At 60.8% G+C, this 12,628-nt stretch carries 11 protein-coding genes; 3 read left to right on the forward strand and 8 right to left on the reverse strand.

Going from position 1 to position 12,628, the window contains the following annotated elements:
• Nucleotides 1–81: 81 nt before the first annotated feature.
• The 5 genes from WHX55_RS12300 to WHX55_RS12320 form a co-directional block, all read right to left on the reverse strand.
• Nucleotides 82–1,446, reverse strand: a complete 1,365-nt coding sequence (locus tag WHX55_RS12300; protein WP_151214971.1) for a cytosine permease — start codon at nt 1,444–1,446, stop codon at nt 82–84.
• A 5-nt stretch (nt 1,447–1,451) separates the two neighbouring features.
• A complete protein-coding gene (locus WHX55_RS12305; RefSeq protein WP_150754574.1) occupies nt 1,452–2,129 on the reverse strand; it encodes an isochorismatase family cysteine hydrolase in 678 nt (225 codons plus the stop codon).
• A 91-nt stretch (nt 2,130–2,220) separates the two neighbouring features.
• The gene (locus tag WHX55_RS12310; protein ID WP_008021288.1) at nt 2,221–2,373 is read right to left on the reverse strand and encodes a hypothetical protein; all 153 of its coding nucleotides are present in this window, start codon (nt 2,371–2,373) and stop codon (nt 2,221–2,223) included.
• A 146-nt stretch (nt 2,374–2,519) separates the two neighbouring features.
• On the reverse strand, nt 2,520–3,563 hold the full coding sequence (locus WHX55_RS12315) for an LLM class flavin-dependent oxidoreductase (RefSeq protein WP_008000482.1): 1,044 nt from the start codon (nt 3,561–3,563) through the stop codon (nt 2,520–2,522).
• Between the two features lie 132 nt (nt 3,564–3,695).
• Nucleotides 3,696–4,181, reverse strand: coding sequence for a flavin reductase family protein (locus WHX55_RS12320; RefSeq protein ID WP_103397475.1), 486 nt, complete (start codon nt 4,179–4,181; stop codon nt 3,696–3,698).
• 323 nt (nt 4,182–4,504) lie between these two features.
• On the opposite strand from WHX55_RS12320, the gene WHX55_RS12325 reads away from it, so the two are divergent.
• Nucleotides 4,505–5,911, forward strand: a complete 1,407-nt coding sequence (locus WHX55_RS12325; protein ID WP_353742719.1) for a cytosine permease — start codon at nt 4,505–4,507, stop codon at nt 5,909–5,911.
• Between the two features lie 100 nt (nt 5,912–6,011).
• Here WHX55_RS12325 and WHX55_RS12330 read toward each other — a convergent pair whose 3' ends face one another.
• A complete protein-coding gene (locus tag WHX55_RS12330; protein ID WP_151214969.1) occupies nt 6,012–6,632 on the reverse strand; it encodes a glutathione S-transferase family protein in 621 nt (206 codons plus the stop codon).
• A gap of 356 nt (nt 6,633–6,988) precedes the next feature.
• Between WHX55_RS12330 and WHX55_RS12335 the strand changes: the two genes are divergently transcribed.
• Nucleotides 6,989–8,314, forward strand: coding sequence for an OprD family porin (locus WHX55_RS12335; protein ID WP_353742720.1), 1,326 nt, complete (start codon nt 6,989–6,991; stop codon nt 8,312–8,314).
• Between the two features lie 386 nt (nt 8,315–8,700).
• Here the strand turns inward: WHX55_RS12335 and WHX55_RS12340 are convergent, their stop codons facing one another.
• Nucleotides 8,701–10,293, reverse strand: coding sequence for a hypothetical protein (locus WHX55_RS12340; protein WP_353742721.1), 1,593 nt, complete (start codon nt 10,291–10,293; stop codon nt 8,701–8,703).
• A gap of 225 nt (nt 10,294–10,518) precedes the next feature.
• On the opposite strand from WHX55_RS12340, the gene WHX55_RS12345 reads away from it, so the two are divergent.
• Nucleotides 10,519–11,619, forward strand: coding sequence for a polyamine ABC transporter substrate-binding protein (locus tag WHX55_RS12345; protein WP_151214966.1), 1,101 nt, complete (start codon nt 10,519–10,521; stop codon nt 11,617–11,619).
• 178 nt (nt 11,620–11,797) lie between these two features.
• On the opposite strand, the gene WHX55_RS12350 is transcribed toward WHX55_RS12345, so the two are convergent.
• Nucleotides 11,798–12,586, reverse strand: a complete 789-nt coding sequence (locus WHX55_RS12350; RefSeq protein WP_353742722.1) for a helix-turn-helix transcriptional regulator — start codon at nt 12,584–12,586, stop codon at nt 11,798–11,800.
• Nucleotides 12,587–12,628: the final 42 nt, after the last annotated feature.

Below are 12,628 nucleotides of genomic sequence, written 5' to 3' on the forward strand. Positions count from 1 at the left end.
GCGCCGCGTTCACCACCACGGTTTATGCATTTTTAAATCCCAGGCGTCCATCAGCTGCCTGGGATTTTTTTTGCCTGAAATTTAGTCGGCCGCTGACTCCATCATCGGCGCTCGCTTGCCGAGCCTCATCAGCCAGTAATAACTCAACGCCGGCACCAGCAACCCGACGATCCACGCCAGATCCACCCCATCCAGCGCCGTAGCCACCGGGCCGACGTACAGCGTGGTGTTCATGAACGGAATTTCCAGGGCAATCGCCAGCAGGAAACTGCCGCAGGCGATCCGGTTGACCCGTCCGTAGATCCCGTTCAGGTCGAAGATGTCGTCAATCCGGTAATGGCCTTTGCGCAGGCAGTAGTAGTCCACCAGATTGATCGCCGTCCACGGGATCAGGAAGTAGCTCATGAAGAAGATGAAGTTCAGGAAGAAGGTGATGAAGTCGTCCTGACTGATGGTGCACAGGGCCGTGGCCACCAGGCTGATCAGCAGCATGAACACACCGCGTACTCGCGGGGTCACCTTGAGTCGGGCGAAAGGTTCGATCACGGTGATGGTCGACATGAACGCGCCGTACAGGTTGAACACGTTGATCGACACCTGGCCATAGACGATGAAGGCGAACAGCAGCACCGAGCCAGCGCCGAACAGACCGGCTACATGCCCGCCGACGTTGCTGGAGAAGTCGCCGATGCCGACACTCAGGATCGCCCCGAGAATCATCATCCACGCACCACCGCTGACCGTGCCGGCGTAGCTGTACCAGAACACCTGGGCGGTCGGCGTGTTGCTCGGCAGGTAGCGTGAGTAGTCGGCGACGTAAGGCGCGTAGGACAGTTGCCAGGTCACGGCGATGCTCACCGCCACCAGGAACTTCGACAGCGAGAAGCCTGTCGGTAGCCATTGTTCGGCCGGGATCGGCAACTGCAAGGCGAGCACCGTGGCCGCCACGAACACCACCAGCGACAGAATCGACAGCAGCTTCTGCAAGCGGTGAATCAATCGATAGCCATAGAGCGCGACGACGAAGCACAACGCGCCGATCAGGTAGATATTGCCGGACATCGGCAGCGGGCTGACGGACTCCAGCGCCTGGGCCGCGAGCAAGGTGTTGCTGACGAAGAAGCCCAGGTAGATCAGCATCACGAACAGCAGCGGCAACACCGCCCCCAACACGCCGAATTGCGCCCGGCTCTGGATCATTTGCGGAATGCCCAGCTTCGGTCCCTGGGCCGAGTGCGAGGCCATGAAAATCGCCCCCAGCAACGAGCCGATGACGATCGCCAGCGCACTCCAGAACAGGTTGAGCCCCATCACCACCGGCAACACGCCGGAGGCGATGGTGGTGATGTTCATGTTGGCGCCGAACCAGATATAGAACAGCGAACCCGGCTTGCCGTGGCGTTCGGTCTCGGGGATGAAATCGATGCTTCTTTTTTCGACTTGCATGGCGATCACTCCTGAGTCCGGACGAGACGGGATTGCAGACGGGCGATGGTGCTTTGCAGCTCATGGGGCTGGTGGGCAAACAGGTCCGGACGCTCGGGGATCAGGCTGACGTAGTCGAGTTGTTGCAGGGCGCGCAGGCACTGTTCACTTGTGAGGATTTCCAGCGCGTAGACCCAGTTGGCCATGATCAACAGGGCCGAGTAATGCCCGGCCTCGGTGGTCGTGGTGCAGGCATCGCTGACCAGGCGGACGCGATAACCCAGGGCGAAGGCATCGAACACGCTGGTGAGCACGCAGACGTCGGTCAGCACGCCACAGACGATCAGCGTGTCGACTTCCATTGCCTTGAGTCGGGCATCGAGGTCGGTGCGGTGAAAGGCACTGTAACGACCCTTGTCGATGATCAATTCACCGGGCTGCGGCGTCAGCGACTCGATGATTTCCACCTGCCGGGTGCCGGCGCGGTAACTGCCGGGGCCACCGTCGGCGGCCAGCGGTTCGCCGTGGGGCAGGTCACTGCCGTCGGCCGGATTGATGTGGCGGGTATAGATGACAGGCATCCGCTGATGGCGGGCGGTATCGAGCAGGGCGGCGGTATGGGCGACCACCCTGTCGAGGTTTTCCAGGACGAAGCCGTCCTCCTGCTGCATGTCGATGATCAACAGCGCGTTGTTATTGTTCATTGGGCAAACCTGATCAAAGGCGAAACACGATGCACCGTACGCGCCATGCAATGGCGAGACGCGGGGTGCGTGATTGGCTGTTCGGGTGGGCTCAGTGAACTATTTGCCAGAAGCCGTTCTGCTTGGCCGAAACGCTGGCGCGCAGGCGCTTGAAATGCAGGTGCGAAGCGGTCCATTCACCGCGCAGGTAAGCCCGCGCGGCGCCGGAGGGAAGGGCGAGTGATGGGAGACGACCAGTCATCATTGGAATCGACCCTTGTGGGAGCGAGCCTGCTCCCACAGGACAAATGCGTACCTGTAGGAGCGAGCCTGCTCGCGAAAAACTCTGGACAACGCGGTCATTCAGATGGCACGCGTTATCGTTGGCGTCCATCGCGAGCGAGCTCGCTCCTACCGGAACGCTGGCACCACGTGCTTGATGAACAGCTCCAGGGATTTTTTCTTCTCCGCGTGGGGCAGGCTGTTATCGCACCAGAAGCTGAATTCGTCGACCCCCAGTTCCTGGTAGTACTTGATGCGCGGAATGATTTCTTCCGGGGTGCCGATCATGGCGGTCTTGTGCAGGCTTTCCAGTTCGAACTCAGGGCGACCGGCGAATTTCTCTTCCGGGCTCGGCGCGAGGAAGCCGTTGACCGGGGTGGTTTTGTTACCGAACCAGGCATCGAAGGTGCGGTAGAACTTCGAGATCGCCTTGGCCCCGACTTCCCAACCCTGCGGATCGTCGGCGGTGTGCACGTGGGTGTGACGCAGCACCATCAGTTGCGGGCGCGGTACGTCCGGGTTGTTGTCCAGCGCAGCCTGGAATTTGTTCTTCAGGTCGAGGACTTCCTCGTCGCCTTTCATCAGCGGCGTGACCATGACGTTGCAGCCGTTGGCCACGGCGAAGTTGTGCGAGTCCGGGTCGCGGGCAGCGATCCACATCGGCGGGTTCGGCTGCTGGATCGGCTTGGGTACGCTGGTGGAGGTCGGGAATTTCCAGATGTCGCCGTCATGGGCGTAGTCGCCGTTCCACAATGCCCGCACCACCGGCACCATTTCCCGCAACGCCTGGCCGCCGGAGGACGCCGGCATGCCGCCGGCCATGCGGTCGAACTCGATCTGGTAGGCACCACGGGCCAGGCCGACTTCCATGCGTCCGTTGCTGATCACGTCGAGCAACGCGCATTCACCGGCTACCCGCAGCGGATGCCAGAACGGCGCGATGATGGTGCCGGCGCCCAGGTGAATGGTGGTGGTCTTGCCCGCCAGATAAGCCAGCAGCGGCATCGGGCTTGGCGAGATGGTGTACTCCATGGAGTGGTGTTCGCCGATCCACACGGTGCTGAAACCACCGGCCTCGGCCATCAGCGTCAGCTCGGTCAGGTCTTCGAACAACTGGCGGTGGCTGACGCTTTCGTCCCAACGTTCCATGTGTACGAACAGGGAAAACTTCATGACGCTTACCTCGGATCTATTGTTGTCGGCCGGTCGATCGCGGGCCTGTTGTTAGTTGGTATACCATAATACGAAATATGTGCAAATGTTTCTCTCTGGTCAGTGAGCAACCTGTGGGAGCAATACCGGAGATCAGGCCAGAACGGGCAGGGCGCCCATCTTGCCGTGGCAGTACACCAGTGGCCCGCTGTTCTGCCGTGGCACGATCAGGTTTTTCACCGCGCCGACCATGATGGCGTGGTCACCGCCTTCATATTCGCGCCACAGTTCACATTCGATGACCGCCGTGGCGTTGGCCAGAATCGGGTTGCCCAGCTCGCTCAACGTCCACTCGATCCCCTGGGCCTTGTCCTTGCCCTTGCGCGCGAAGGCATAGGCTTCGTTCTGCTGGCCGCCGGACAGCACGTGGATGGCGAAACGCTTGTTCTTGATCAGGACCGGGTAGGAATCGGAGCTGTAGTTGGGGCAGAACAGCACCAGGGCCGGGTCCATCGACAGCGAGCTGAAGGCGCTGGCGGTCAGGCCGACGATTTGCCCGTCGTCATCCAGGGTGGTGATCACGGTCACTCCGGACGGGAACGAACCCATGACTTGTTTGTAGATGGCGGCATCGATCATTGGACGGTCCTCGGGTGGTGTGACGCGTTTTTATGTGTTTGTGGGTCTGATGGTATACCGTAATACATCTATTGCAAGGTCTTTTTAGGTGAACCGATAAACGTACAGATTCCGTCTGAAACCCAATGATTACGGGGCTTTCAGCTAGCCAGCGCTGACGTGAATCAGGCAGGATGCCGGCTCAGATGCTTGTTCAAAGACCGGATCAGTCTTGTTTAAAGTTTGGAATACCATAATATGGTTCGCATCTGAGGGGCGGCCAGAGAGTCCCCCCGGTTTGGCTTCATACAAAGATAAGAACAGACAAACTCGAGTTCATGCACATGTCCCAGATGTCCCGGCAAGATCCGTTGATCGAGAACCACACGGTCGACTACGTTCCACTCGCAGAGCGCCACGGGAAGGCCCGCGATCTCTTCACCCTGTGGTTCAGCACCAACATCGCGCCACTGCCCATCGTCACCGGTGCCATGGTGGTCCAGGTGTTCCACCTCGATCTGTTCTGGGGTTTGCTGGCGATTGCCCTCGGGCACATGGTCGGCGGCGTAGTGATTGCGCTGGCTTCGGCCCAGGGACCGTGCATGGGCATTCCGCAGATGGTGCAGAGCCGTGGTCAGTTCGGCCGCTATGGTGCGCTGCTGATCGTGTTCTTCGCGGCGTTGATCTACATCGGTTTCTTCATTTCCAACATCGTGCTGGCAGGCAAATCGATTGTCGGCATTGCGCCGTCGGTTCCGGTGCCGGCCAGCATTCTCATCGGCGCCCTCAGCGCCACGGCCATCGGGGTGATCGGTTATCGCTTCATCCATACCCTGAACCGCATCGGCACCTGGGTGATGGGCAGTGCCTTGCTCGCCGGTTTCCTCTATATCTTCGCCCATGATCTGCCGACGGACTTCTTCACCCGCGGTGGGTTCAACCTGTCCGGCTGGCTGGCCACGGTGTCGCTGGGCATCATCTGGCAGATCAGCTTCTCGCCATACGTGTCGGACTACTCGCGCTACCTGCCAGCGGATATCGGCATCACCCGGCCGTTCTTCGCCACTTATCTGGGGGCGACCCTGGGCACGATCCTGTCGTTCACCTTCGGCGCCGTGGCGGTACTGGCAACCCCGGAAGGCACTGAGGCGATGGCGGCGGTCAAGCAGTCCACCGGTTGGCTGGGGCCGATCCTGATGGTGTTGTTCCTGCTCAACATCATCAGCCACAACGCCTTGAATCTGTATGGCGCGGTGCTGTCGATCATCACCTCGATCCAGACCTTCGCCAGCCAGTGGACGCCCAGCATCAAGGTGCGCGTGGTGTTGTCGAGCATCGTGCTGGCGGGTTGCTGCGTGGTGGCGCTGGGGGCCTCGGCGAATTTCATTTCGCAGTTCATCGGCCTGATCCTGGCGCTGTTGCTGGTGCTGGTGCCGTGGGCCTCGATCAACCTGATCGACTTCTACCTGATCAAGCGTCGTCGCTATGACATCGCCTCGATCTTCCGGGCTGACGGCGGCATCTACGGTCGCTTTAACCTGCACGCGATCATTGCCTACTTCATCGGCATCATCGTGCAACTACCGTTCGCCAATACTTCGCTGTACGTCGGGCCATACGCCAACCTGGTCGAGGGCGCGGACCTGTCGTGGCTGGTGGGGCTGGTGGTGACGTGCCCGTTGTATTACTGCCTGGCTACGCGAAGCCAGTCGCAGCAAAGCCGTTCGGTGAAGTTCGGCTACACCGATTGATCCAGGTAGGAGCGAGCCTGCTCGCGATGGACGTCAACGATAACGCGTGCCTACCGGTTAAATGCGGCGCACTTGCGTCTTTCGCGAGCAAGGCTCGCTCCTACATCTCCTTGAACGCATTCAGGCCGCGTTGTACCGTCGGCCTGGCTTCGACCGTGTCGAACCAGCGCGATAGCTGTGGAAGTTGCTTCCAGTCCAGCCGGTCACGGAACGCTGTGGCGATGGTGAACGCCGAAATGTCGGCCATGGAGAACTGCTCTCCGGCCATGAAGCCGGCAGTCAGAAAGCTTTCCGCGTAAGTCAGTTGCTCGATCACCCGCCGGTCGATGATCGCCGCAGCCTTACCCTGCCCAGCCTGGTGCAGAAAAAAGGCGGCATGGCTGGGGGCGATGACATCGGTCACGAAAAAGAAATAGCGGTCAATCACCCGGATGCGCGCAGGTCCCGGTTGCGCCGGTGCCAGCCTTCCGGGCGCCTTGGCATCGGCGTACTGGATGATGGCGTTGGACTGGTTGATGATCAGTGTCGGCGTTGTCCCGTGATCGATCAGGGTCGGCACTTTTCCGGCCGGGTTAAGCGCCAGGAAGGCCGGGCCACGCTGCTCCTGTGCGTACAGGTCGAGCCGGCGTGCGGTGTAGGCGATGCCCGACTCTTCCAGGGCAATCGCTGCCCGCAGGCTGTTGCCGGTGTTCGCGCCGTACAGTTCGATTTGATCGTTCATGGGTCATTGCTCTTGTTGGGACATGCAAGCAGTCACCGAACACTGCCGATGATGTCAGTATGATGAAAATCCGCCGCACCGATATGCAAAAACAGTGATCGTCCATACCCCTGTGCGACAAGCCTTGTCCCTCAACGAAAACTACTTTCAGCGCGTTTGATAATAGCCTCTCGAAATGTTTTAAGAGTTTCACAAGCCAACCAGTCAACCCTCACCTCGAACGTCCGATGACTCATGTCACTCATCGAGCGCGCCTGTTTTCGCGCCCGTGTTGAGCGCTGTTGCGTGGGCGGCAATCGGGTCCTGTCTGGCGGTGAAACCTTCAAATAACGATAAGAAACACCCAGGAGCACCCTATGTTCAAACGAGCGATTCCCACCGCAGTCCTGCTGGCCACCAGTTCGGTGTGCGCCCAGGCTGCCGATACCGCAGGCCATGGATTTCTGGAAGACAGCAAGGCCAGCCTCTCGATGCGCACCCTGTACTTCAACAGTGATAATCGCGATGGCAGCGCAGCCCCTTCGAAAACCGAAGAGGCGGCCCAGGGTTTCGTGTTGCGCTATGAGTCCGGGTTTACGCAGGGCGCGCTGGGGTTCGGGCTCGATGCCCAGGCATTGCTCGGCATCACGCTGGACAGCGGAGCGGGGCGCCACGTCGGCAGCGGTATGATTCCCACTGACGGCGACGGCGCGGCCGCCGCCTGGAGCAGCTTCGGCCCTACGGCGAAAATGCGCCTGGCCAGGACTGAACTTCGCTACGGCACCTTGCTGCCGAAATTACCGATCCTTCTGGCGAACGATGCCCGTGTGTTGCCGCAATCGTTTACCGGCGCGCAGGTCACCTCGAACGACATCGATGGCCTGACGTTGACCGGCGGTGTGCTGGAGCACGCGGTAGGACGCGCCTCGACGGACCGCACAGGCCTGTCGGTCGCTGGCAGCACGCAGGACAGCAACAAGTTCTACTACGCCGGCGGTGACTACAACCTCACCAGGAACCTGAAGACCCAGTATTACTTCGCGCAGCTGGAAGACTTCTACAACCAGAACTTCCTCGGCCTGACGCACATTTTGACCATCGACAGCGCAAGCTCACTGACCACCGACCTGCGCTACTTCCGCACCACGTCGAGCGGTGCCAACAGCTCTGCCTCCGGCCGCGCGCAAGGTTATCGGGTGTCGGGCTACACCGACGACAACGACGGTGAAATCGACAACAGCACCTGGGTTGCGATGGTCACCTACACCCAGGGTGGGCACGCGGTGTCGGTGGGGCATCAACGGGTGGGCGATGGCAGCAACTTCGTCCAGCCCAACCAGGGCAGCCTGGTGGACAAGGGGGCGGGCGGCGGCAGTGTCTACCTGCCCACCGACAAGATGATCCAGAACTTTGCCCGGGCGGGAGAGCAGACCAATTTCGGGCAATACACCTACGACTTCGCGCCCTTGGGCGTGCCGGGCCTGAAAGCCTCGATCGTGTATCTGAAGGGCACGGACATCAAGGCGCAAAACGCCAGTGACCAGTCCGAGTGGGAGCGCGACATGACCCTGGACTACGTGTTGCAGTCGGGCACGTTCAAGGGGGTGGGTTTCACACTGCGTAACGCCAAGTCCAATACCGATGCCGGGCGCAACGTGGATCAGAACCGGGTCATCATCAATTACACCTTGTCGTTGTTGTAATCGCGCCACAACCCCCTGTGGGAGCGAGCCTGCTCGCGAAGGCGGAGTGTCAGGCGACATCGATGTCGAATGTGCCGGCCTCTTCGCGAGCAGGCTCGCTCCCACAGTGATTTGGGTAATTCGCAGATTTTGCGTTCAATCACTGAAACCTGTGGGAGCGGGCTTGCTCGCGAAGGCGGAGTGTCAGGCAGCATCGATGTCGAATGTGCCGGCCTCATCGCGAGCAGGCTCGCTCCCACAATGATTTGGGTGGTTCGCTGATTTTGCGTACAGCCGCTGAACCTGTGGGAGCGAGCCTGCTCGCGAAGGCGGCGTGTCAGGCAGCATCGATGTTGAATGTGCCGGCCTCTTCGCGAGCAGGCTCGCTCCCACAAAAAAATCGATTTTCAGGGTTGGTCGCCGCTTGCGCTCACGTGTGGTTGCTCGCTTGTTGCATTCACACCCTTGTCCCAAAGCGCAACCAACCCACCGAAAGTCCCGACATAGGCCGTGCCATCCGGCGCCAGGGTGATCGGCGACCAGTTGTTGTCGAAGGCCTGACCGACTCCGCTCAGCGCCTTGAACCGGGTCTGGCCGCTGTCGAAATCCAGCGCCATCAGGTACCAGGCGTTCTCGCCGTCGGGCTGCGGCTCGAAGGTATAGAAGTACAACAGGCCGTTGCTCACCGAGAGCTTGGGGACCACCGAAGGCGAACGCTCCTTCGATTCCCAGATCCGGTCGCAGCCCGACTCATCGGGGCGGATGTCGATGCGGCTGATGCCGCCATGCACGGCCTGCCAATCTTTCTGCGCGAAGGCGCTGGTGTAGCCGGCGTTGTTCTCGAGGATGATCGAGCGCCCCCAGCCGATGGCCGAGTTGTCGGTGGCCGAGGCATTGTTGTCGAACACCGGCAGCTTGCAGATCAGCCGGTTGCCGGCATAGTCCTGTTCGCGACGGTAGACCAGCAGGTTGATGCGCCCGTCGCTGTTGTCGGTGATGGTGACGTAGCGCTCGCCGAGCAGGGTCGGGGTCGTGCCGCTGCCCTGATTGATCGCACCGACCTTGCGCCCGGTGCCACGGTCGTAGACTTCGCGCCAGCCTTGCATGGGCTTGCCATCGGCATCGGCGGCGAAGCGGTACATGGCGTGGTCGGACACCAGATAGACGCCATCGGCCGCCACCGACATGCCGTTCTGGATTTCTTCGTTGGCCAATTGGATGCCCTGGACCTTGCCGGTGTCGGGGTTCAGGGTGCCGATGCGGCCGCGTCGGGTGATCCACCAGATCAAGCCCTGGTGATCGGGCATGACTCCTGTGATGGGGTCGCATTCGCCTTTGGGGAACCAACTGGTGGGCCGCACGCAATCGTGGGGAACCTTGTCGCTCAGGTCCCAGTTGTCGACCTCTTCGAACGACCACGCACCGGATTGATCCTGACGATGCACGACGCGCTGGATGTGCTGCTCGGCATCGGCGATAACCACGCGATTGTGTTCGTCGACATAGAAATAGGCGCCGGAAGTGTCCGCCATGATCTTGTCCGGGTCCAGGGTAATCAGCGCGTGGAAAGTCGACGGACGCGGTGGCAGCGGGTAGCGGGCCAGCAGTTCGAGGGTGCGCGGTTCGAGCAGTTGCAGTTCGAACTGCATCAGGTTGGCGCACAGCACCACCAGGCGACCCTGCTGATCGAAGGTGTGAATCGGGCACATGCCGCCGGGCTTGCGACTGCCGTCACGGCTGCTCACTTGCATGTCACCACCCAATGGACCGGGGCCGGGGTGCGAGTCGGAACTGTAGCCATCGGCATGCATGTAGCTGCTGCCGTTGCTGGCCATGAAGGGGTTGGCGGGTATGGCGCCGCTCAACGGTCGGGCGACAGCGGCGCTGCCGATCAATGCTGTGGCATGTCCGGCGCTGGCCAACGGCTGTGGGTCATAGGGTTCGGAACAGGCACTGAGCAGGCCGAGCAGGGGCAGGGCAAGCAGGAGTGGAGCACGCATCGAAGCCTCGCGATCTTGTTATTGGTGTAATGCGTAATAAGCAGCAAACAGGCTGCGCGGGCATCGGCAGTTTGGACTAACCGGCGATTGATTGCCGTACATCGCTGATCAAAGCGGACAGTTATATTGGCCTTTTCGATCCCCTTTTGGCCTGTCTCGCGCTGTGAACCGGCCACGCCGTCAGCAAGAATCAGAGAACTCACGCCACACTTGGGGAAACGATCCATGGACTCAATGAAACGCATACTGGGCGCCACCGTTTGCGGACTGTCGCTGCTGGCCAGCGCAGTGCACGCCGAACAGCGCGAATTGCGGGTGTACAACTGGGCGGACTACATCCTGCCGTCCGTGCCCAAGGATTTCGCCAAGGACACCGGGATCAAGGTGACCTGGGACACCTTCGACACCAACGAGTCCCTGGAAGCCAAGCTGCTGACCGGCAACTCGGGCTACGACCTGGTGGTGCCGTCGAACCAGTTCATCGAAACCCAGATCAAGGCAGGCGTGTTCCAGAAACTCGACAAGTCCAAACTGCCGAACTGGTCGCACCAAGACCCGGCCTTGCTCAAGCTGCTGGACAAGAACGACCCGGGCAACCAGTACGGCGTGCCCTACATGTACGGCACCGTGCTGATCGGCTTCAACCCGGCCAAGGTCAAGGCGGCGCTGGGCGAGAATGCGCCGGTGGACAGCTGGGACCTGGTGTTCAAGCCCGAGAACATGGAGAAGCTCAAGGCCTGTGGCGTTGCCATGCTCGACTCGCCGTCGGAGATCCTGCCGCTGGCCCTGCATTACCTGGGGCTGGACCCGAACAGCCAGAACCCGGATGACTACGAAAAAGCCAAAGCGCTGATGCTCAAGGTTCGCCCTTACGTCACCTACTTCAACTCCGCCAAGTACATGACCGACATCGCCAACGGCGATATCTGCGTGGCCATCGGTTACTCCGGCAGCTTCTACCAATTCGGCAATCGCGCCAAAGAGGCGGGCAACGGTGTGGTCGTCGACTGGCGCCTGCCGAAAGAAGGCGCGCCGATCTGGTTCGACACCTTCGCCATCCCGAAAAGCGCGAAGAACGTCGCCGAGGCCCACGAATTCCTCAACCACCTGCTGGACCCGAAAGTCATCGCGCCGATCAGCGACTTCCTCGGTTACCCGAATGCCAACAAGGACTCGCTGGCGCTGATCAACAAGGACATCACCGGCAACCCGAACCTGACACCGACCAGCGAGGCATTGAAGACGCTGTACGTCGTGCAGCCATTGCCGCAAAAGCTTGAGCGGGTGCGTACCCGGGTCTGGACCAGCATCAAGTCCGATCAGTAACCCCGGGATATTTATGTGAAATCCCTGTAGGAGCGAGCCTGCTCGCGATGGCGGTGGATCAGTCCACATCTGCATTGACTGACACTCCGCCTTCGCGAGCAGGCTCGCTCCTACAGTTGATTGATGTCGAACACAAATCCCGCGGACGACGATGATCCGGTGTGGGAAGGTGCAAGGCTCAGCGAAAAAACTCCCCCGGTGTTTCGCCGAACTGCTGGCGGAAGGCAGCGATAAACGCTGACGTCGAGTCGTAGCCACAGGCCAACGCGACGTCGGTCACTCGCTCGCCCTGTTCCAGTGGCGTCAGGGCGCCGAGCAGGCGCAAACGCTGGCGCCAGGCGCGAAAGGTCAGGCCGGTGTCGCGCAAGAACAGGCGACTGAGGGTTTTCTCGGTGACGCCGAATTGGTTGCTCCAGTGACTGAGGGTGGTCTGTTGCTCCGGGTGCGACTCCAGGCTTTGGGCGATTTGCCGCAATCGGCTGTCCTGGGGCAGGGGCAGCATCAAATCGATCTGTGGCGCCTCCGCCAATTGATCCAGAATCACCTGGGCCAACCGGCCGTGCGGACCGTCCTGATCGTATTCCACCGGAACCTGACTGAAGGCACGGATCAACTCGCGCAACAAATCGCTGACCCCCAACACATGACAGCCCGGCGGCGCCCACGTCGAAACGCTGCAATCGATGTACAGGCTGCGCATTTCCGTGCGCGGCGAGCTGAACACCCGGTGCGGCATGCCCGCCGGAATCCACACCGCACGCTCCGGCGGGGCGACGAAACGGCCGACGCCGGTCTGTATTTCGAGCACGCCCGCAATCGCATAGGAAAGCTGCACCCACGGATGGCTGTGGCGCCGGGTCAGGGCGCGATTGGGCAGCGATTCGGTACGACCGTAGAGCGGTCGTGGCAGGCTGGACAGCCCGGGAATACTGCGTCGAACACTCTTGTCATGTCCTTTGGGCGGCATCAGCTGGCTCATCGGCGTTAGTCGGTAATTCCCAGTCACGTT

The sequence above is a fragment of the Pseudomonas fluorescens genome, from assembly GCF_040448305.1.
Lineage (GTDB): Bacteria > Pseudomonadota > Gammaproteobacteria > Pseudomonadales > Pseudomonadaceae > Aquipseudomonas > Aquipseudomonas fluorescens_BH.

Excerpts from the sequence above, each read along its gene's own strand:
- WHX55_RS12300 (WP_151214971.1), bottom strand. The coding sequence starts at position 1,446 with ATGCAAGTCGAAAAAAGAAGCATCGATTTCATCCCCGAGACCGAACGC.
- WHX55_RS12305 (WP_150754574.1), bottom strand. The coding sequence starts at position 2,129 with ATGAACAATAACAACGCGCTGTTGATCATCGACATGCAGCAGGAGGAC.
- WHX55_RS12310 (WP_008021288.1), bottom strand. The coding sequence starts at position 2,373 with ATGATGACTGGTCGTCTCCCATCACTCGCCCTTCCCTCCGGCGCCGCG.
- WHX55_RS12315 (WP_008000482.1), bottom strand. The coding sequence starts at position 3,563 with ATGAAGTTTTCCCTGTTCGTACACATGGAACGTTGGGACGAAAGCGTC.
- WHX55_RS12320 (WP_103397475.1), bottom strand. The coding sequence starts at position 4,181 with ATGATCGATGCCGCCATCTACAAACAAGTCATGGGTTCGTTCCCGTCC.
- WHX55_RS12325 (WP_353742719.1), top strand. The coding sequence starts at position 4,505 with ATGTCCCAGATGTCCCGGCAAGATCCGTTGATCGAGAACCACACGGTC.
- WHX55_RS12330 (WP_151214969.1), bottom strand. The coding sequence starts at position 6,632 with ATGAACGATCAAATCGAACTGTACGGCGCGAACACCGGCAACAGCCTG.
- WHX55_RS12335 (WP_353742720.1), top strand. The coding sequence starts at position 6,989 with ATGTTCAAACGAGCGATTCCCACCGCAGTCCTGCTGGCCACCAGTTCG.
- WHX55_RS12340 (WP_353742721.1), bottom strand. The coding sequence starts at position 10,293 with ATGCGTGCTCCACTCCTGCTTGCCCTGCCCCTGCTCGGCCTGCTCAGT.
- WHX55_RS12345 (WP_151214966.1), top strand. The coding sequence starts at position 10,519 with ATGGACTCAATGAAACGCATACTGGGCGCCACCGTTTGCGGACTGTCG.
- WHX55_RS12350 (WP_353742722.1), bottom strand. The coding sequence starts at position 12,586 with ATGCCGCCCAAAGGACATGACAAGAGTGTTCGACGCAGTATTCCCGGG.